General features: G+C 69.1%; 15 protein-coding genes and 1 tRNA gene. 7 read left to right on the top strand and 9 right to left on the bottom strand.

Annotated elements, in window-relative coordinates; translation table 11 throughout:
* The first annotated feature begins 75 nt into the window (after positions 1-75).
* The gene (locus AB0P11_RS03105) at positions 76-2700 is read left to right on the top strand and encodes an excinuclease ABC subunit UvrA (protein WP_200955154.1); all 2625 of its coding nucleotides are present in this window, start codon (positions 76-78) and stop codon (positions 2698-2700) included.
* A 37-nt stretch (positions 2701-2737) separates the two neighbouring features.
* On the opposite strand, the gene AB0P11_RS03100 is transcribed toward AB0P11_RS03105, so the two are convergent.
* The 9 genes from AB0P11_RS03100 to AB0P11_RS03060 form a co-directional block, all read right to left on the bottom strand.
* A tRNA-Ser gene (locus AB0P11_RS03100) sits at positions 2738-2826 on the bottom strand.
* 203 nt (positions 2827-3029) lie between these two features.
* Positions 3030-4031, bottom strand: coding sequence for a LacI family DNA-binding transcriptional regulator (locus tag AB0P11_RS03095; RefSeq protein ID WP_056276845.1), 1002 nt, complete (start codon positions 4029-4031; stop codon positions 3030-3032).
* 42 nt (positions 4032-4073) lie between these two features.
* The gene (locus tag AB0P11_RS03090; protein ID WP_056276843.1) at positions 4074-4751 is read right to left on the bottom strand and encodes a hypothetical protein; all 678 of its coding nucleotides are present in this window, start codon (positions 4749-4751) and stop codon (positions 4074-4076) included.
* A 2-nt stretch (positions 4752-4753) separates the two neighbouring features.
* Positions 4754-5695 (bottom strand): carbohydrate ABC transporter permease, encoded by a 942-nt coding sequence (locus AB0P11_RS03085; protein ID WP_053098764.1) that lies wholly within the window; start codon positions 5693-5695, stop codon positions 4754-4756.
* Positions 5692-6693 (bottom strand): sugar ABC transporter permease, encoded by a 1002-nt coding sequence (locus AB0P11_RS03080; protein WP_053098763.1) that lies wholly within the window; start codon positions 6691-6693, stop codon positions 5692-5694. Before AB0P11_RS03080 ends, AB0P11_RS03085 begins: the two co-directional genes overlap by 4 nt.
* Before the next feature lie 67 nt (positions 6694-6760).
* A complete protein-coding gene (locus AB0P11_RS03075) occupies positions 6761-8056 on the bottom strand; it encodes an extracellular solute-binding protein (RefSeq protein ID WP_363519637.1) in 1296 nt (431 codons plus the stop codon).
* Positions 8057-8219: 163 nt separating this feature from the next.
* Positions 8220-9149, bottom strand: a complete 930-nt coding sequence (locus AB0P11_RS03070) for a hypothetical protein (RefSeq protein ID WP_363519634.1) — start codon at positions 9147-9149, stop codon at positions 8220-8222.
* Positions 9146-10237, bottom strand: a complete 1092-nt coding sequence (locus AB0P11_RS03065) for a Gfo/Idh/MocA family oxidoreductase (protein WP_363519631.1) — start codon at positions 10235-10237, stop codon at positions 9146-9148. Before AB0P11_RS03065 ends, AB0P11_RS03070 begins: the two co-directional genes overlap by 4 nt.
* A gap of 28 nt (positions 10238-10265) precedes the next feature.
* The gene (locus tag AB0P11_RS03060) at positions 10266-12041 is read right to left on the bottom strand and encodes an ABC transporter ATP-binding protein (protein WP_056276833.1); all 1776 of its coding nucleotides are present in this window, start codon (positions 12039-12041) and stop codon (positions 10266-10268) included.
* Positions 12042-12106: 65 nt separating this feature from the next.
* Here AB0P11_RS03060 and AB0P11_RS03055 point away from each other — a divergent pair, with 65 nt between their 5' ends.
* The 6 genes from AB0P11_RS03055 (at position 12107) to AB0P11_RS03030 (ending at position 19080) form a co-directional block, all read left to right on the top strand.
* Positions 12107-13072, top strand: coding sequence for a serine hydrolase domain-containing protein (locus tag AB0P11_RS03055; RefSeq protein WP_363519628.1), 966 nt, complete (start codon positions 12107-12109; stop codon positions 13070-13072).
* Positions 13073-13167: 95 nt separating this feature from the next.
* Positions 13168-13560, top strand: coding sequence for an L-rhamnose mutarotase (locus AB0P11_RS03050; protein WP_053098757.1), 393 nt, complete (start codon positions 13168-13170; stop codon positions 13558-13560).
* The gene (rhaI, locus tag AB0P11_RS03045) at positions 13557-14723 is read left to right on the top strand and encodes an L-rhamnose isomerase (RefSeq protein WP_363519625.1); all 1167 of its coding nucleotides are present in this window, start codon (positions 13557-13559) and stop codon (positions 14721-14723) included. Before AB0P11_RS03050 ends, rhaI begins: the two co-directional genes overlap by 4 nt.
* Before the next feature lie 75 nt (positions 14724-14798).
* Complete coding sequence (locus tag AB0P11_RS03040) at positions 14799-15653, top strand: alpha/beta hydrolase (protein ID WP_363519622.1); 855 nt, start codon at positions 14799-14801, stop codon at positions 15651-15653.
* Positions 15650-17686: a bifunctional aldolase/short-chain dehydrogenase gene (locus AB0P11_RS03035; protein ID WP_187249929.1), complete on the top strand. Its 2037-nt coding sequence runs from the start codon at positions 15650-15652 to the stop codon at positions 17684-17686. Before AB0P11_RS03040 ends, AB0P11_RS03035 begins: the two co-directional genes overlap by 4 nt.
* A complete protein-coding gene (locus tag AB0P11_RS03030) occupies positions 17683-19080 on the top strand; it encodes a rhamnulokinase family protein (RefSeq protein ID WP_363519619.1) in 1398 nt (465 codons plus the stop codon). The genes AB0P11_RS03035 and AB0P11_RS03030 overlap by 4 nt, the downstream gene beginning before the upstream one ends.
* Positions 19081-19182 lie beyond the last annotated feature (102 nt).

Here is a 19182-nt window from a genome sequence, read left to right as displayed (position 1 = left end):
GGTCGGGGTAGCGTGACGGAGAGACGGCGATCATCGCATTCACCCCCGCTCCCCGCGGGAAACGAGAAGAGGTCCATGATGGGCGGGACCCCACCGTCGAAGCTGTCCGGCACGTCGAACGCCATCGTCGTGACCGGAGCACGGGTGCACAATCTTCGCGACGTGAGCGTCGCGATACCCCGCGACGCCCTCGTGGCCTTCACCGGCGTCTCCGGCTCGGGCAAGAGCTCCCTCGCATTCGGCACGTTGTACGCCGAGGCGCAGCGTCGGTACTTCGAGTCGGTGGCGCCCTACGCGAGGCGCCTGATGAGCCAGGTCGACATCCCCGACGTCGACGCCATCGGCGGGCTGCCTCCGGCGGTGGCCCTCCCCCAGCAGCGCACCGCGGGAAGCGCCCGATCGACCGTCGGCAGCGCCACGTCGATCGGCAACGTCATCCGCATGCTGTTCTCGCGAGTGGGCACGTACCCCCGTGGGGCGGAGCCGCTGTTCGCCGAGGACTTCTCCGCGAACACCGTGCAGGGCGCGTGCCCGCGCTGCCACGGGATCGGGCAGGTGTACGACGTGCCGCTGCACCTCATGGTCCCCGACGAGTCGCTGTCGATCCGCGACCGTGCGCTCGACGCCTGGCCGCGCGCCTGGCACGGCAAGCAGCTCATCGACAGCCTGATATCGCTCGGCTACGACATCGACATCCCGTGGCGCGATCTGCCTGAGAAGCAGCGTCAGTGGGTGCTCTACACCGAGGAGTCGCCTCAGGTTCCGGTGTTCACCGACCGCGGCCCGGCGCAGGTGCGCAAAGCCGTCGCGGCCGGCATCGAGCCCTCGTACATGAGCACGTTCGTCGGCGTGAGGCAGTACGTGCTCAACACCTTCGCCAACTCGAAGAGCGCGAAGATGCGCGAGAAGGCGGCGAGCTTCATGGTCAGCGTCCGCTGCCCGATGTGCGACGGACGCCGCCTGAAGCCCGAGGCGCTCGCCGTGACGTTCGCCGGTCTCGACATCACAGAGATGGCCGCGATGCCACTCGCGGACCTCGAGGCACTCCTCGAGACGGCACTCGACTCCTCCGGCAACGGAACGGATGCCCCCGGTGCCGGTGGCGAAGCGCTCCCACCCGAGAAGAAGCTCGCGGCGCACCGGCTGGTCGACGAGCTGCGCGATCGGATCTCCCCCATCATCGAGCTCGGTCTGGGCTACCTCTCGCTGGATCGCTCGACCCCGACGCTCTCGTCGGGTGAGCTGCAGCGTATGCGGCTCGCGACCCAGGTGCTGTCACAGCTGTTCGGGGTCATGTTCGTGCTCGACGAGCCGTCTGCCGGCCTCCACCCCGCCGACGGCGAAGCGCTCGTGCGCATCCTCCGCTCGTTGCGAGACTCCGGAAACACGGTCTTCTTCGTCGAGCACTCCCTCGACGTGATCCGGCATGCGGACTGGATCGTCGACATCGGCCCCGGAGCGGGATCCACCGGCGGTGAGATCGTCTATTCCGGCCCGATCGACGGGCTGCGGGACGCGGAGCGCTCCCAGACGAGACGATATCTGTTCGCCGACGACCTGCGGGCCGAGCAGCCGACGGCACAGCCGCGGGCCCCTCGCGAGCCCGATGCCGAACTCGTGCTCGTCGACGTCTCGCGGAACAATCTCCGCAGCGTCTCGGTGTCGATCCCCCTCGGCTGCCTCACCGCCGTCACGGGCGTCTCCGGTTCGGGCAAGTCGTCTCTCGTCACCCAGGCCCTGCCCGACCTGCTGCAGAGCAGCCTCTCCAGCGAGGTGGACGGCTCGTCGACCGACACGTCGACGAGGGAAGAGCAGGGCAGCGCAGCAGCTGATCCGCTGTTCTCCGCACCGATCGCCCACACGACGGGTCGCGCCTCCGGCCCCGCCGACCGCGTGCGACGCGTGGTGCAGGTCAGTCAGAAGCCGATCGGCCGCACCTCTCGATCGAACGTGGCGACGTACACCGGGCTCTTCGACCGCGTCCGCGCGCTGTTCGCCGCGACACCGGAAGCACGTCGGAGGCGCTACGCCGCGAGCCGCTTCTCGTTCAACCTGGCGAGCGGGCGATGCCCCACCTGCAAGGGCGAGGGCACGGTCGAGGTCGAGCTGCTCTTCCTCCCCACCGTCCACGCCCCCTGCGGCACCTGCGGCGGCACGCGCTACAACCCGGAGACCCTCGAGATCGAGCTCCACGGGCACACCATCGCCGACGTCCTCGCCCTGAGCGTGAACGACGCGCGTGTCCTCTTCGAGGACGATGCCGACGTCGCGCGACACCTCGATGCCCTCCTCGACGTGGGGCTCGGGTATCTGCCGCTGGGCCAGTCGGCGACCGAGCTCTCCGGCGGCGAGGCGCAGCGCGTGAAGCTGGCGTCCGAACTGCGGCGCGCCCAGCACGGCGACACCCTCTACCTGCTCGATGAGCCCACCTCAGGACTGCATCCGTCGGACACCGATCGGCTGCTCGTCCATCTTCAGCATCTCGTCGACGCCGGCAACACGGTCGTGATGGTCGAGCACGACATGCGCGTGGTCGCACAGGCCGACTGGGTGATCGACATGGGACCGGGAGCCGGAGAGCTCGGCGGCACTGTCGTGGCGCAGGGAACTCCGCGTTCCGTCGCCTCCGCGAGCGGAAGCACCACGGCGTCGTACCTCGCGGATGCCATCGCGGCTCAGGAACTCGGAGTCAGCGCCTGAGAACAGAAAATCCCTGCCGAGGCAGGGATTCTTTCTGCGGAGACGAGGGGATTTGAACCCCTGGTCCCCGTGAGGGGACTCCACCTTAGCAGGGTGGTGCACTCGGCCGGACTATGCGACGTCTCCAGGCATCCGAACCGTGAAGAGCGGATGCACCTTGCAATCATAACGGGTTCCCGTGGCTGGAACGAATCGGGGCTCAGGGTCCTCGGCCGGGCCGCCTGCAGGACGAAAGCACATCTGCAGGACGAGAACCGACGGATGCTCCCGCATCCGTGCTCCGGTCATGCACACGGCACGGGTGACGGCGCGTGACTCGAGACGATCCCTCAGCCGGCGCTGGACTCACGCACCACGAGTTCGGGCTGGAACCGCACGCGACGGTCGTGCTCGACCCCGTCGAGCTCCTTCAACAGCAGGTCGACGCCGGTCCAGCCGAGCAGCCTGGCGGGCTGGCGCACCGAACTCAAAGGCACGACGGTCGCCGAGGCGAAGTCGATGTCGTCGTACCCGACCATGGCGATGTCCTGGGGCACACGGATGCCGGAGCCGAAGCTGAACGCCTGCAGCAGCCCGACGGCGAGCAGGTCGTTCGCGGCGAAGACGGCATCCGGGCGCGATTCGGGCCCACGCGCCGCGATGGCCTCGCCCGCAGCCCTGCCCTGGAGCACCGTGAGCGCGGACTGCTCGAAGATCTCGAGAGTGACATCGGGGTGAGCGGCGACCGCCGCCTGCACGCCGCGCAGACGATCGGCGACCTGCTGCACCGACTGCGGTCCTCCGACGAATGCCAGCCGGCGACGTCCCGAAGCCAGCAGGTGATCGGCAGCCAGGCGTCCGCCTTCGACGTCATCGACCGAGACCGACGGCAGCAGCCCCTCCTCCACCTCGCGGTCGACGAGGATCACCGGCATGCCGCCTGCGGCGAATCGATGCACGGCCGAGAGGTCGTCGGTGGCGGGTGTGAGTAGCACGCCGTTGACCCGCTGCTCCTGGAAGAGCTCGAGGTGCGCGACCTGGCGCTCGTCTCGCTCGTCGCTGTTGCCGAGCAGCACCGTCATGCCGGCATCCGCTGCCCGGTCCTCCGCGCCGCGCACGACCTCGGCGAAGAACGGGTTGCCGATGTCGGGCACGACGAGTCCGATGCTGCGGCTGCGACCTGCGCGCAGCTGCCTGGCGGCGTCGTTGCGCACGAAGCCGAGTTCCTGGATCACCCGCTGCACGCGCTCGACCGTCTTGGCGGACACGCGCTCGGGCTGATTGAGCACGTTCGAGACGGTGCCGACCGAGACGCCGGCCGCAGCCGCCACGTCCTTCACCCCTACCGCCATGGCCTGCCTCCGTCCGTCCGCGCGTGCGCCACGACTACCTTCTCATTCCGCGGGGTGAACTCCGCGCCGGCGACGCCCGGGAACCGCGACGACGGCGAGCGCCGCGCAGCCGATGCCCGCGATGAACAGGGGCGCGAGCGCCCAGGTCACGACGCCGGTGAAGACGGCCGCGGCCGCGATGTATGCGGCTCCGGCGGCATCCGCTGTGATCATCCCCGGCACCGCGCGGACCGCGGCGGTCCACCCGGTCGTCGGCGACCAGGCGCCGGCGGCGAGCAGCACGGCGACCGCGAGAGCGAGCAGCCCCGCCCAGCCGATGACCGCGATGAACTCGCCACCGGGCAGTGCGCCCGAGCCCGCGAGCACGACGTCGACCGTGAGCACGGCGGCGATCAGCGCAGCCGGCACCCCGACGCGGAGCGAGGGCAGGATGCCGGTGCGCACGTCGTCCCAGAACAGGGCCGTGCGCGAGTCCTCCGCGGCGACGAAACGACGCAGGTGACGGATGCCGGCAGCCAGGGCGATCGGCAGCGTGACGACGCCGAGGGCGATGATCGTCATCAGCAGCCCGACCGTGAGCACCTCGCCGAACAGACCGAACTTGGCGGTTGCTCCGGGGTTGACCCCGGGCTCGACACCGGCGACCGTCGGGCCGGCGCCCGACCGTGCCTCTCGTTTCGCCGCCCGGTGCGCCCGACGCTCTGCGTTGATGACCGACATGACTAGCCTTTCAGTCCCTGCGTGGCGACTCCGTCGACGAGGAAGCGCTGGAAGACCACGAAGAACAGCAGCACCGGCACGAGCGCCACGAACGACGCCGTGACCGTCGCGCCGTAGTCGGACGACGAGGTCTGGTCGTTGTAGAGGCGCAGCGCGATCGGCAGCGGGTAGTTCTCGGGGCTCGTCAGGTAGAGCAGCGGGCCGAGGAAGTCGTTCCACGCCCAGATGAACGAGAAGATCGCGCAGGTGATCAGGGCGGGCTTGATGAGCGGCAGGATGATCGACCAGAAGATCCGCAGGTGGCCTGCTCCGTCGATGCGCGCCGCTTCATCCATGTCGCGGGGCATCTGGCGGATGAACTGCACGAGAAGGAAGACGAAGAACGCCTCGGTGGCGAGGAACTTCGGCAGGATCAGCGGGATGAAGGTGTCGACCCATCCGAGCTGGTTGAAGATGATGTACTGCGGGATGATCACGACGTGGAAAGGCAGCAGCAGCGTGCCGATCATCGCGGCGAACAGCACGCCGAGTCCCTTGAACTGCACTCGTGCGAAGGCGTAGGCGGCGAGCGCCGACGAGAGCACCGTGCCGACGACGGCCGAGACCGCGAGGATCAGCGAGTTCAGGAAGAAGCGCCACATCGGCACTCCGGCGATGCCCTCCATGACCTTGCCGTAGTTGTCGAGCGTCGGCGCCTGCGGCAGCAGACCGGGGTTCTGACCGAACTCGGAGTTCGGCTTGAACGTCGACAGGAACAGCCACAGCAGCGGGTAGAGCACCACCGCGGTGAGCACGAGGAGACCGATGAACCAGATGACGGTCTGCCAGGTCTTGCGCTTGATGCGGCGACGCGGGGCGGGCGGACCGACGGGCGTCGTCTGCTGCGCGGCGAAGACCGGAGTGGATGCGGCGCCGGACGTGGTCGCCTGATTGGAGGTGCTCATTTGTCGTCTCCCGAGTAGTGCACCCACGACCTCTGAGTGCGGAAGAGGATGAAGGCGATGATCGCGACGACGACGAGCAGGACCCACGCGATCGCGGCCGCGTAGCCCATCTGTCCGTCGGAGAACCCTCGCTTGTACAGGTACACGGTGATGAAGTTCGTCATGCCGGCGGGGCCGCCGGTGCCGTTCGAGATGATGTACGCCGAGGCGAACACCTGGAACGCGCCGATGAGACCGAGCAGCAGGTTGAAGAACATCACCGGGGAGAGCATCGGGATCGTCACCGCGCGGAACCGACGGTAGGCGTTCGCGCCGTCCATCTCTGCGGCCTCGTACAGCTCCTTGGGGATCTGCTTGAGACCCGCGAGGAAGATCACCATCGTGGCTCCGAACTGCCAGACGGCGAGCAGGATCATCATCGGGAGCACGAGGCTCGGGTTGCCGATCCATCCGCCGAGATCCACGCCGAAGATCTGCAGACCGCTGTCGACCGGACCGTCGGAGGAGAACATGGCCCGCCACACGATGGCGACCGAGACCGAGCCGCCGATGAGGGACGGCGCGTAGAAGGCGGAGCGGAAGAAGCCGGCGCCCTTGTCGCGGTAGTTCAGGAGCATCGCGACGCCGAGGGCGGCCGCGAGGGTGATCGGAGTGCCGATGAAGACGTAGACGAGGGTGATCTGCGCCGACTGGATGAAGTTCGGGTCGCTCGTGAAGAGTCGGATGTAGTTGTCCAGCCCGATCCACTTGGGCGGCTGGAAGATGTTGTACTTCGTGAAGGAGAGGTACAGGGAGTAGATCATCGGCACGGCAGTGAGACCGAAGAAGCCGATGAGCCACGGGGTGAGGAACGCATAGCCGGTCGCCGTCTCACGCCGCAGACGTGCGCGCTGGCCCGGCCGCGCGAGTTCGTTCTCGGGGCGGCGGCCGCTGCGCAGCGCCCGCCCTCGCCCGGACTTCTTGCCCGTGACGATCGTCCTGGTCGCCGTCGTGCTCATGACAGCTCCTTCCGAAGTGGATGGGATGCGGTGGGCCGGGCGGATGCCACCCGGCCCACCGACGGGATCACTGGTTGAGGACGACGTCCATCTCGGAGAAGAACTGCGTCACGGCCTCGTCGACCGTCGTGGTGCCGAAGTTCAGCTCGGTGCCCAGCACCCGGAACTTCTCCTCGAGGGTGCCGTAGCCGACGATCGGCACGGGCGGAGCGTCGCCGAGGCGGTCGGCGATCGACTCCTCGTAGTCCTTGACGAGCTGGCTCATGGGATCGAGCTCTGCGGCCTCGAGAGCGGTCGCGGATGCGGGGAGGCCACGGTTGGTGCCGAAGATCTCGCCGGACTCGGGCGAGTTGACCAGGAAGTTGACGAGCGTCGCCGCCGCCTCCGGGTGCTCGGTCTTGGCCGAGATCGTGTGCAGCATCGAGGGCTTCAGGTACAGATCCTTCGCGCCCTCCTTCGTGACCGGCGGGGCGACGAGGCCGAGCTCGGTGTAGCTCTCGCCGAGGTTGGCGAGGTAGCCCGCACCGAAGTTGTCCCACGTCAGCTCGCTGGCGTTCTTCGCGGCGTCGAACGCGGTGAGGGGGTTGAGCTCCTCGACGACCTGCTGCGGAACGACGACTCCGTCGCGGATGTCGTCTCCGGCCTCCCAGAACTCCTTCAGACGGTCTTCGTCGAAGCCGGGCGTGCCGTCTTCGTCGAACAGGTTCTTGCCCTCGCTGCGCAGCTGCAGCTCGAAGTTCTGGATGCGCCCCGTCCAGTCGGACCCGCCCCAGAACTCACCCGCGCCGGCATCGGTGATCTCGCCCATCCACTCGTCGTAGTCCTCCCAGTCGCCCCCGGGGAACTCCTCGACGCCTGCGGTCTCGAGCAGCTGGGGGTTGGTGAAGACGCCCCACGCGTTGGTCGAGGTGGTGATGCCGTAGGTCGTGTCATCGACGACGCCGATGCCGAGGATGTTCTCGGAGAGCGGCTCGGTGTCGATGACCGAGCCGAGGTAGGGCTCGAGGTCGAGCAGCAGGCCGTTCTCCGAGTACTGACGCAGGTACGAGTAGTCGAACTGCATGACGTCGGGGAGTCCGCCGCCGGCGGCCTCGGTCTGGCGCTTCTCCCAGAACTCCGGGAACCCGAGGAACGTCGCGTTCACCGTGATGTTCGGGTACTCCTCGTTGAACGCCTCGATCGCCTGGTTGTAGAGATCGGCGCGGACGTCGTTGCCCCAGAACGCCAGGTCGAGGGTGACCTTCTCGTCGGGGTCGTACGTGGGCTCGCCCTCGGGGCTGCCTCCGCCGGCGCAGCCGGCGAGTACCAGCGCTGCGCTGGTGGCGACGGCCGCTGCGGCCGCCAGACGCTTCTTGCTGAACATCGTTGTCCTCTCTGATGAACGTCCTCGTTCGGCAGGGCCGCGGAACGCCTGTGTCCATGTGGTGCGGGATGCGATCTCCATCGTGCGGGGAAAACGCTTACCTGCACGCTAATCCAGATTGAAACGTTTCGCAACCGGCAATTCGCGGCGGGGATTACATCGATTACCGCGGGGTCTTCGATCCTCTCACGATCAGCTTCCCGCCCTCGACCTCGAGCCCCACGCGATGCACGGCGGATCGCCTCTGCTCGCCCGTCGCAGCGTGGGCCGGAGCCCGCTCCGCGGCGGCGGCGAAGAAGTAGAACCACAGGTCGTCGCCGACGCGCACCTGCGCGCCGTGACTGCCGACCCCTCCGGTCGGCAGATCAGCGAGGATCACGGCATCCGCATCACCCTGACGCGTCCAGCGCGTGCCGTCGTCGGAGCGATAGACGCCCATCCCCCTCCACTCGTCCACGATCAGCCACCAGAGACCGCCGAGCTCGAACACGGTCGGCCCCTCGTGCGGCCGTCCTCCGATCGCGACGCCGTCGAGGGACCAGTCCACGAGGTCGGGCGATGACGCGACCATGGTCACCGAGTCCGCCGCCTCATCCTTGTACCAGAGGCGCCACAGTCCGTCGGGCGTGCGCGCGACGGCCGCATCGATCACACGATCGCTGCTCAGCACGAGCGGGCCGCGTCTCGACCAGTGCCGCAGGTCGTCGGAGACGTACTCGACGATGGCGCGAGCAAACCCCGGCCAGCGGTCGGGGATGCCGTCGATCTCGGTGAGATGCATCCGCCAGCGCGCACCGTCCCAGAAGACCTCCGGGGCCCAGTGCGTGCGGTCGACCTCGGCGGGCGGCGGGCCGGGCTCGAGGACGAGATCGGATGCCGTGGGCTCGAGCGTTCCGTCGTAGCGCCAGTCCAGACCGTCGGTCGATGTCGCGACCCCGATCCGGCTGCCGTGCACCCACGACACCCCCGGTCCCGCATCGGCGAGGCTCGCCCGACGCTGGGTGTAGAACATCCTCCACAGCCCGTCGGCGTCGACCACGACCCGCGGGTCGGTGGCTCCGTCGTAGACGGGGTCGCGGTAGAGCTCTCTCATCTGCGGAGATCGGTGACCGGACTCGCGAAGCCGGCCCGGTGCGTGGGGTGCGAGCCCAGCAGCTCGGGGGTGATCACCGTGCCGTCTGCAGCGGCCGAGGCGTAGATGGCCGCCACGATCTCGAGCGAGCGTGCGGGTGCATCAGCGGTAGGAGGCAGGGGTGCGCCCTCCAGCAGAGCGTCGAACACGTCGCGCAGCAGCGGCTCGTGGTCGCTGCGCTCCTCGGCATCCGGGAACGCCCATCCCTCGGCCTCCGACTCGAAGCCGGGCGCCGGGGTGATCCGCCAGTTCTCATGACCGTGGCCGTAGACGTGGTCGACCGTGACCGTGGCCTTCTGGGTGTCGATGCGGATAGAGCTCGTCTCTCGCGGCGACACGGCACTGGTGACGAGCTGCGCGACCACTCCCTGGCCGAAGACGATGGTCGCGGTCGAGACGTCCTCGGTCTCGGTCTCGCGGTCGAGCCGCCAGAGCCTGCCCTGCACCGACGACCAGTCGCCCAGCAGGTGAGCGAGCAGGTCGATCTGGTGGATGCCGTGGCCCAGGGTCGTTCCGCCGCCCTCCGTCTCCCACTTGCCGCGCCACGGCACCGCGAAGTAGTCGGCGTCACGGAACCAGAGCGTCTGACACACGGCGACGAGCGGGCGGCCGAGGGCTCCGCTCTGCAGCAGCCCGCGCACGTGCGCCGCGGCCGTGCCGGTGCGCTGCTGGAAGACGACCGCCAGCTGCCTGCCCGCGGCCTCGGCCGCCGCGCGCATCTCGTCGAGCTCGTCGAGCGACGGTGCCGGCGGCTTCTCGACGATCACATGCGCGCCGGCTGCGAAGGCTGCGAGCGACTGCGAACGGTGCGGCCCGGGCGGCGTGCAGATGAGCACGACGTCGGGGTGCTCGGCGGCGAGCATCTCGTCGAGGTCGCCGTAGGCGGCATCGATGCCGTATCGGTCGGCGAACTCCTGCGCCTTCTCCCGGCTGAGGTCGGCGACGGCGACGAGCTCGGCGCGCGAGTAGGCGGCGACTGCGCGGGCGTGCGCGTTCGCCACCGCCCCGGTGCCGACCAGGGCCGCGCGAAGGGTCTTCTCGGTTGTCATCGTTCCTCCTCAGGACGCTGAGCCGGGGTCATCTGATGCCGTTCTGCACCAGGTGCAGGCGGGCGTATCGCCCGTCGGCGGCGAGCAGCTCGTCGTGCGAGCCTTGTTCGACGATACGTCCGTGCTCGAGCACGACGATGCGATCGGCCTGCCGGATCGTCGACAGCCGGTGCGCGACCACGAGCGTCGTGCGACCGCGCATGAGCCGTTCGAGGGCCTCTTTGACGAGTCCCTCGGACTCGGGGTCGAGCGCGCTCGTCGCCTCGTCGAGCAGCAGGATCCGCGGATCGCGCACGAGCGCGCGGGCGATCGCCAGACGCTGGCGCTGACCACCCGAGAGGCGCGCTCCGCGCTCGCCGACCACCGTGTCCCACCCCTGCGGCTGCTCGCTCACGAACTCCCACGCGTTGGCGTCTCGCAGCGCCTGTTCGACGCGATCGGGCGTGACGTCGGGCATGCCGTAGGCGATGTTGTCGAAGACCGACCCCTCGAACAGCACCGACTCCTGCGGCACGACCGAGATCGACCGGCGCACTGTGCGCAGGTCGAGCTCCTGCATGTCGGCGCCGTCGAGCACGATGCGGCCGCTCGTCGGACGGACGAATCCGAGCACGAGGTTCAGGAGGGTCGACTTGCCCGATCCCGACGATCCCACGAAGGCGACCGTCTCACCGGGGGCGATCCGCAGATCGATCTCGAACAGGGCGTCGTCGTCGGCATCCGCGTAGCGATGCGTCGCAGAGTCGAGCACGATCTCGCCGGCGACCGCCGAGACGACGCGCTTGCCGGAGTTCTGCTCGACGTCGGGCTCCTGCAGCACCTCGGCGATCGAGCGCACCGACTCGAGCCCGCGGGCGCCGACGGGAATGAGCATGAGCAGCTGGGTGAGCCCGCCGGTCAGCAGCGTGAAGTAGCTCGAGAGCATCACGACCTCGCCCGGCGTGATCGGGAGGAAGCCGGTGAGCGCGCACACGGCGGCGAGCATGAGGCAGGCGACGCCGAGCAGCTGCATCGCGACCCAGGAGATCGAGGCCACCCGGCCGTTCAGCAGGTCGAGGTCGAGTCCGGCGCGGCGCACGCCATCCGCCCCGCCCGCGACGCGGTTGATCGCCGTCTCCTCGAGCCCGTGAGCGCGGGTCACCGGGATCAGCGACGCCATCTCGCCGACGCGGGCCGACAGCGTCTCGATCTCGCGCCGGAAGACCTCGTTGCGACGCTGCGATCGATTGCGCATGCCGTAGCGGATGCCGATCGCGATCGGCACGGCGAGGGCGTACACGGGAAGGAACTGCGGCACGGTGACCGCCGTCATGCTGAGTGCGCCGAGCATCACCATGGTCGACGACAGGAGCGGATGCGTGACCTGCTGCAGCATGAGCTCGACGTTCTCGACGTCGCGCACCACCTTCGTCTGCACGATCGAGGAGCTCATCCTCGTGTGGTACCCGATCGAGAGGCTCTGCAGTCGCGCGGTGAGGGCGTTGCGGAGATCGGCACCGAGGTCTCGCACCACGGTCATGAAGTTGCGGGTGTAGATGATGTGGTTCGGGTAGTTCTGCAGCAGCAGCACGGCGGCCAGCGCGAACCACCACAGCACCTCGGTGACATCGCCGTCGCTCGCCACGACGTCGATGATCGCGGCGGTGATCACCGGCAGGAACCAGAGCGGGATCTCCTTGATCGCGAAGGCCGTGATCGCGAAGGTCAGTCGCCAGGGACGGCGGGCGACGAGGCGCAGCACGGAGCGGGTGGGGTGATCACCGTCGATGAGCGCGGCCGGATGGGAAAGCGCTTTCTGTGCCATGGTCCTATCGTAGAGTCACCGCACCCGTCTGGGAAGCGCGACCATCCGAATCAGCAGGAGCAGCCATGACCTTCGACGCAGCATTCGACTGGGCACGTGGTCACGTGCAGGCGGAGCGCCTGCCGACAGCCGTGCTCGGCATGGCCACCGCCGACGGGATCGTCGACCTCGAGGGCTTCGGGGCCGCGACGGATGCCGTGTATCCGCTGTTCTCGATCACGAAGGTGCTCACCGGCATCACGGCGACGCGCGCCATCGAGAGGGGTCTGCTCACCCCGAACACTCCGCTCGCCGACGCCCTGCCGCAGTTCGGCACCTCTCGTGACGACATCGTGCGGCTGTGGCACCTGGCATCCCACACCTCGGGGATCTCCGAGCCGGTTCTCGACACCGCGCTTCCGCTGCGCGACGAGCTGCTCAGCCAGGGGCGGGACTTCGCCGCCGGCACCGCGTCGCGGTATTCCACCCTGGCCTTCGAGGGGATCGCGGCGCTGATCGAGCACGCGACCGGTTCGACCTGGGATGCCGGCACATTCGACTGGGCGCATCGCATCGGCGCGATCGGCCTGACCCTCGACCCGAGCAAGTCCCTCGGGGTTCCGGATGCCGCGGCCGGCGGACTCGACCTCGACCGGTTCCACGCCACGCGTGCTCCCGGCGCAGGACTCCTGGGCAGAGCCGAGGATCTCCTGCACCTCGGCGCCGAGCTGCTGCGCATCGGCCAGGGCGCGAAAGACGGCATCCTGTCTCCGGCGGGACTGGCCATGATGCTCCGCCCGCTGACCGGCGCGATCCCCCGCCTCGACCCGTACCCCTCTGAGCGCGGTCAGGACTGGGGCTTCACGTTCAACCTGCGCTCACGAGCGCCGGGGCTGGTGGACCGTGACGTCTTCGGCCACGGCGGGTGGGCGGGCACGGAGTTCTGGGTGCACCCGACGGCGGGCGTCTGCTGGGTGCTGCTCACGAACGCGGCCGTGCGCCTGGGCGTGGACGCCGATCAGCTCGACAACGCGGTCATCACCGCCGTGTGACCGCCGACGCTCGCTTGACACGTCGCTCGCCCGTGTCTAGGGTTGAGACATTGAATGAAACGATTCAAAATCCGCTCGATGAAGAGAGAACCATCATGACCCGCGTCGCGTTCCAGTTGCAGGTGCGTCCTGAACTGCTCGACGAATACCTCGCCCGTCACTCGCCGGTCCGGCCCGAGATGCTGGCCGAGATCGCGGCCGCCGGCCGCCGTAACTACTCGCTGTTCCTCGCCGAGGGCGGCACGCTCGTCGGCTACTACGAGACCGACGACGATGCCGCCGCCCAGGCGTATCTCGCCGCCTCCCCCGTCGCCGCGCGCTGGGAGTCCGAGATGAGCCGATTCTTCATCGGTCTCGACGGACGCCCCGACCAGGCCGCCACCGCACTCGCCGAGGTGTTCCACCTCGAAGACCAGCTCGCGGACGCCGGCGACTCCCCCGCATCAGACATCGACAACCGCACCGACACCGAAGGCAGCGCCTCATGAGCATCCTCTCGTCCGACAACCTCGCCGCCCTCGAACAGCAGGGCATCGAACTCCCCAGCTGGGCGTTCGGCAACTCCGGCACGCGCTTCAAGGTGTTCGGCACGCCCGGCACGCCCCGCGACCCGTGGGAGAAGATCGCGGATGCCGCGCAGGTGAACAAGTACACGGCGCTCGCACCCTCGGTCGCCCTGCACATCCCGTGGGACCTGGTCGACTCGTTCTCCGACCTGCGCAAGCACGCCGAGGACCTCGGCGTGACCCTGGGCACCATCAACTCCAACACGTTCCAGGACGACGACTACAAGTTCGGCGCGCTGACCCACGAAGACCCGTCGATCCGCCAGAAGGCGATCGACCACCACCTCGCCTGCATCGACGTGATGGATGCCACGGGCAGCCGCGACCTGAAGATCTGGCTCGCCGAGGGCTCGAACTACCCGGGGCAGGCCGACCTGCGCGGCCGTCAGGACCGCCTGCACGAGTCGCTGCAGCAGATCTACGCACGCCTCGGCGACGACCAGCGCCTCGTGCTCGAGTACAAGTTCTTCGAGCCGGCGTTCTACCACACCGATGTTCCCGACTGGGGCACGTCCTACGCCCAGGTCTCGTCCCTCGGCGACAAGGCCATGGTGTGCCTCGACACGGGCCACCACGCTCCCGGCACCAACATCGAGTTCATCGTCATGCAGCTGCTGCGCCTCGGCAAGCTCGGGTCGTTCGACTTCAACTCGCGCTTCTACGCCGACGACGATCTCATCGTGGGCGCGGCCGATCCCTTCCAACTGTTCCGCATCCTGTTCGAGGTCGTGCGCGGCGGCGGCCTGAACAACCCCGATGTGGCGTTCATGCTCGACCAGTGCCACAACGTCGAGGACAAGATCCCCGGTCAGATCCGCTCGGTGCTCAACGTGCAGGAGATGACGGCGCGTGCGCTGATCGTCGACCGCGACGCCCTGACCGCGGCGCAGAAGTCCGGCGACGTGCTCGCCGCCAACGCCGTCTTCATGGACGCGTTCTACACCGACGTGCGCCCCGCGCTCGCCGAATGGCGAGAGTCGCGCGGCCTCGCAGCCGACCCGATGGCGGCCTACGCCGAGTCGGGCTACCAGCAGAAGATCGCCGCCGACCGCGTCGGTGGCGTGCAGGCCGGCTGGGGCGCCTGAGCCCGCACCCCGACCCGTCGGGATGCGGGAGCCGATCCCCGCATCCCGACGCCCCCCGACAGAACGGATGACACCGTGAACGAGCAGGTGCTCGACGGACCGCACGGACCGCTGCGCGTGCGGGTGTACACCCCGACCTCTCCCGTCGGCCCCGGACTCGTCTGGGTGCACGGCGGAGGGTTCGCCGCCGGTGAGATCGACATGCCGGAGGCCGACTGGGTCGCGCAGAGCTTCGCCGAGCGCGGCATCGCCGTGGTGTCGGTCGACTACGCGCTGGCTCCCTTCCCTCGCACCTGGGCTGCGGCAGCCGGGGCACCCGAGCGAGAGGGCGTGCACTACCCGGTCGCCTCCGAGGAGGTCGAGGCCGCATTCCGTTGGGCGGTCGACTCCGGCCTCACCGAGGGGCCGTGGTCGATCGGCGGAGCGAGCGCCGGCGGCAACCTCGCGACCGGCGCGGCACTGCGCCTCAGTCACGGTCCCGGGCCCTTCCCTGCGCTCGCGGTGCTCGCCTATCCGACGCTCCACGCCGTGCAGGCAGCCCCGGATGCTGCGCTGCGCGCCGCTCTCGACGCGGACCCCGATGCCGACGTGTTCGGCCCCGACCCGGTGCGCGGCATGTACGAGAACTACCTCGGCGGGCCGGTCGACGGTGGCGACGTCTACGCCGTGCCCGGCACCGCGTCCCCCGCCCAGCTCTCGCATTTCCCCGCCACGATCATGATCAACGGCGAGGTCGACGAGCTCCGTGTCTCCGGCGAGGCGTTCGGCGCCCTGCTGCGCGACGCGGGCGTCGAAATCGACATCTCGACCGAGGCGGGCACCCGCCACGGCCACCTCAATCAGCCCGAACTCGCGGCAGCGACAGCATCGATCGACCGCTTCGCCGCCCGCATCCTCGCCACGTCTCCACAGAACAGGGAACAGCCATGACCAACCCCACCGCCGCCGCCCTCATCGAGCGGTCGAACCGCCTGGGCGCCGACCCGAAGAACACCAACTACGCCGGTGGCAACACGTCGGCGAAGGGCACGGAGACCGACCCCGTCACGGGTCAGCCGGTCGAGCTGATGTGGGTCAAGGGATCCGGTGGCGACCTGGGGACGCTCACAGAGCAGGGTCTCGCCGTGCTGCGCCTCGACCGCATGCGCGCACTCGTCGACGTCTACCCGGGCCTCGACCGTGAGGACGAGATGGTCGCCGCGTTCGACTACTGCCTGCACGGCAAGGGCGGTGCAGCTCCGTCGATCGACACCGCGATGCACGGGCTCGTCGACGCCGCGCACGTCGACCACCTGCACCCCGACTCGGGCATCGCGATCGCCACCGCGGCCGACGGCGAAGAGCTGACGGCGAAGATCTTCGGCGACAAGGTCGTGTGGGTTCCGTGGCGTCGCCCCGGATTCCAGCTCGGACTCGACATCGCCGCCATCAAGGCGAAGAACCCGCAGGCCATCGGCACGATCCTCGGCGGCCACGGCATCACCGCCTGGGGCGACACGTCGGAGGAGGCCGAAGCCAACTCCCTCTGGATCATCGACACCGCGGCCGCCTACATCGAGGCCAACGGCAAGGCCGATCCGTTCGGCGGCGTCCGTGCCGGCTTCGAGGCACTCCCCGAGGCCGAGCGGCGTGAGCGCGCAGCGACCCTCGCCGGCACCATTCGCGGGATCGCGTCGACCGACAAGCCGATGGTCGGCCACTTCACCGACTCCGACGTCGTCCTCGACTTCCTCGCCTCCGAGCGCGCCCCTGAACTCGCGGCTCTCGGCACGAGCTGCCCCGACCACTTCCTGCGCACGAAGGTCAAGCCGCTGATCCTCGACCTGCCGGTCACGGCATCCGCCGATGAGCAGATCGCCCGTCTGCATGAACTGCACACCGAGTACCGCGCCGACTACCAGGCCTACTACGACGCGCACGCGACCGCCGAGTCGCCCGCGATCCGCGGCGCCGACCCGCTCATCGTGCTCGTGCCCGGCATCGGAATGTTCTCCTACGGCGCCAACAAGCAGACCGCCCGCGTCGCCGGTGAGTTCTACGTCAACGCGATCAACGTCATGCGCGGCGCCGAGGCACTGTCGACCTACTCGCCCATCTCTGACGCCGAGAAGTTCGACATCGAGTACTGGGCGCTCGAAGAGGCCAAGCTGCAGCGCATGCCGAAGCCGAAGTCGCACCAGGGACGCATCGCCTTCGTCACCGGAGCCGCCAGCGGCATCGGCAAGGCCATCGCCACCCGCCTCGCCGCAGAGGGCGCCTGCGTCGTCATCGCCGACCTCGACCTCGAGAAGGCACAGGCGGCCGCCGCCGAGCTGGGCAGCACCGACGTCGCGATCGGCGTCGCGGCGAACGTCGCCGATGCGGATGCCATCCAAGCGGCGTTGAACGACGCCGTGCTCGCGTTCGGCGGCGTCGACCTCGTCGTCAACAACGCCGGTCTCTCGCTGTCGAAGCCGCTGCTCGAGACCACCGAGAAGGACTGGGATCTGCAGCACGACGTCATGGCGAAGGGCTCGTTCCTCGTGTCGAAGGCCGCGGCCCGCGTGCTGATCGACCAGAAGCTCGGCGGCGACATCATCTACATCTCGTCGAAGAACTCCGTCTTCGCCGGCCCCAACAACATCGCCTACTCGGCGACCAAGGCCGACCAGGCCCACCAGGTGCGGCTGCTGGCCGTCGAGCTCGGCGAGTTCGGCATCCGCGTCAACGGCATCAACCCCGACGGTGTCGTGCGCGGCTCGGGCATCTTCGCCTCCGGCTGGGGCGCGAACCGTGCCGCGACCTACGGTGTCGCCGAAGAGGACCTCGGCCAGTTCTACGCCAACCGCACGATCCTCAAGCGCGAGGTCGTTCCCGAGAACGTGGCGGATGCCGTCTACGTGCTGACGGGTCCCGAGCTGAGCCGCACGACGGGTCTCCACATCCCGGTCGACTCCGGCGTCGCCGCGGCGTTCCTGCGATGACGGTGCTGTCCGTCGCCGCCGTCGACCTCGGGGCGACCAGCGGTCGCGTCATGATCGGCCGGATCGGCGACGGCCGGCTCGACCTCGAACTCGTCTCGCGGTTCCCGAACGGGCCCGTCGAGCGCGAAGACGGTCTGCACTGGGACTTCGGCGCTCTCTACGAGCACGTCGTCGCAGGGCTCGCCGAGGCGGTACGGCGCGAACCGGCGATCGAGAGCGTCGGCATCGACTCGTGGGCCGTCGACTACGGCCTGCTGCGAGACGGCGAACTCCTCGCCGAGCCGTTCCACTACCGCGACGCGCGCACGGCGCGCGGCGTCGACGAGGTGCACACGGTCGCGCCCTTCGCCGAGCTCTACGGCCGCAACGGACTGCAGTTCCTGCCGTTCAACACGCTGTACCAGTACCGCGTCGATGCCCGCCTCGCCGACGCCGACACCGCGTTGCTCATTCCCGACCTCATCGCGTTCCTGCTCACCCGAACAGCGGTGGCCGAGCGGACGAACGCCTCGACCACCGGGCTCCTCGGCGTCGAGTCGGGCGAGTGGGACGCCGAGCTCGCCGAGCGCATCGGCATCCCGACGCACATCCTGCCGACGCTCGTCGATCCGGGCGAGACGATCGGCACACTCCGCGCGGACCTGGTCGAGCGCATCGGCAAGAAGCTGCCGGTGATCGCGGTCGGGTCGCACGACACAGCATCCGCCGTCGTCGCCGCTCCCCTGTCGACCCCGCACTCCGCCTACATCTCGTGCGGCACCTGGGGGCTGGTCGGCGTCGAGCTGACCGAGCCGGTGCTGACGGATGCCGCGCGCGAGGCGAACTTCACGCACGAGCTCGGCGTGGACCGTCGCTACCGCTTCCTGCACAACGTGACGGGGCTCTGGCTGCTGAGCGAGACCGTGCGCGCGTGGGAGGCGGAGGACGGCTCGCGGATCGACCTGCCCGAGCTGCTGGCTGCGGCCGCCGCCGTGACGGACGACGTGCCCCTCTTCGACGCGAACGACGCGTCGCTCAGCGCACCGGGAGACATGCCCGCGCGCATCGCGACACTGCTCGGGCCCGAGGCTCCGACGACGCGACCCGCCTTCGCCCGATCGATCGTCGAGTCGATCGCGACCGCCTTCGCGGATGCCGTGCAGACGGCAGCCGATCTGTCAGGGCGCGAACTCGACAGCATCCACCTCGTAGGAGGCGGCTCGCTGAACCGTCTGCTGTGCCAGGCCACCGCGGATCGCACCGGCCGTCCCGTGCTCGCCGGCCCCGTCGAGGCGACAGCCCTCGGCAACGTGCTCGTGCAGGCACGGGCTCTCGGCGCCGCCCCGGCATCCCTCGAGGAGCTGCGCGCCCTCGTCGCCGCGACGCACGAACCGGAGCGCTTCGACCCGCGCTGACTCCCTCACGCCCGTCGCAGCCCCTCATCCGACCGCCCGAGCCCCCGATGGATGCCGGTGCAGGATCCATCGGGGGTGCGGATGCCAGCCCTGTCAGGCGCC

It is taken from the genome of Microbacterium sp. NPDC079176, from assembly GCF_040686675.1.
GTDB lineage: Bacteria > Actinomycetota > Actinomycetes > Actinomycetales > Microbacteriaceae > Microbacterium.
Note: the sequence above shows the minus strand (reverse complement) of the source record. Positions and strands in the feature narration are given on the sequence as shown.

Excerpts from the sequence above, each read along its gene's own strand:
- AB0P11_RS03105 (WP_200955154.1), top strand. The coding sequence starts at position 76 with ATGATGGGCGGGACCCCACCGTCGAAGCTGTCCGGCACGTCGAACGCC.
- AB0P11_RS03095 (WP_056276845.1), bottom strand. The coding sequence starts at position 4,031 with ATGGCGGTAGGGGTGAAGGACGTGGCGGCTGCGGCCGGCGTCTCGGTC.
- AB0P11_RS03090 (WP_056276843.1), bottom strand. The coding sequence starts at position 4,751 with ATGTCGGTCATCAACGCAGAGCGTCGGGCGCACCGGGCGGCGAAACGA.
- AB0P11_RS03085 (WP_053098764.1), bottom strand. The coding sequence starts at position 5,695 with ATGAGCACCTCCAATCAGGCGACCACGTCCGGCGCCGCATCCACTCCG.
- AB0P11_RS03080 (WP_053098763.1), bottom strand. The coding sequence starts at position 6,693 with ATGAGCACGACGGCGACCAGGACGATCGTCACGGGCAAGAAGTCCGGG.
- AB0P11_RS03075 (WP_363519637.1), bottom strand. The coding sequence starts at position 8,056 with ATGTTCAGCAAGAAGCGTCTGGCGGCCGCAGCGGCCGTCGCCACCAGC.
- AB0P11_RS03070 (WP_363519634.1), bottom strand. The coding sequence starts at position 9,149 with ATGAGAGAGCTCTACCGCGACCCCGTCTACGACGGAGCCACCGACCCG.
- AB0P11_RS03065 (WP_363519631.1), bottom strand. The coding sequence starts at position 10,237 with ATGACAACCGAGAAGACCCTTCGCGCGGCCCTGGTCGGCACCGGGGCG.
- AB0P11_RS03060 (WP_056276833.1), bottom strand. The coding sequence starts at position 12,041 with ATGGCACAGAAAGCGCTTTCCCATCCGGCCGCGCTCATCGACGGTGAT.
- AB0P11_RS03055 (WP_363519628.1), top strand. The coding sequence starts at position 12,107 with ATGACCTTCGACGCAGCATTCGACTGGGCACGTGGTCACGTGCAGGCG.
- AB0P11_RS03050 (WP_053098757.1), top strand. The coding sequence starts at position 13,168 with ATGACCCGCGTCGCGTTCCAGTTGCAGGTGCGTCCTGAACTGCTCGAC.
- rhaI (WP_363519625.1), top strand. The coding sequence starts at position 13,557 with ATGAGCATCCTCTCGTCCGACAACCTCGCCGCCCTCGAACAGCAGGGC.
- AB0P11_RS03035 (WP_187249929.1), top strand. The coding sequence starts at position 15,650 with ATGACCAACCCCACCGCCGCCGCCCTCATCGAGCGGTCGAACCGCCTG.
- AB0P11_RS03030 (WP_363519619.1), top strand. The coding sequence starts at position 17,683 with ATGACGGTGCTGTCCGTCGCCGCCGTCGACCTCGGGGCGACCAGCGGT.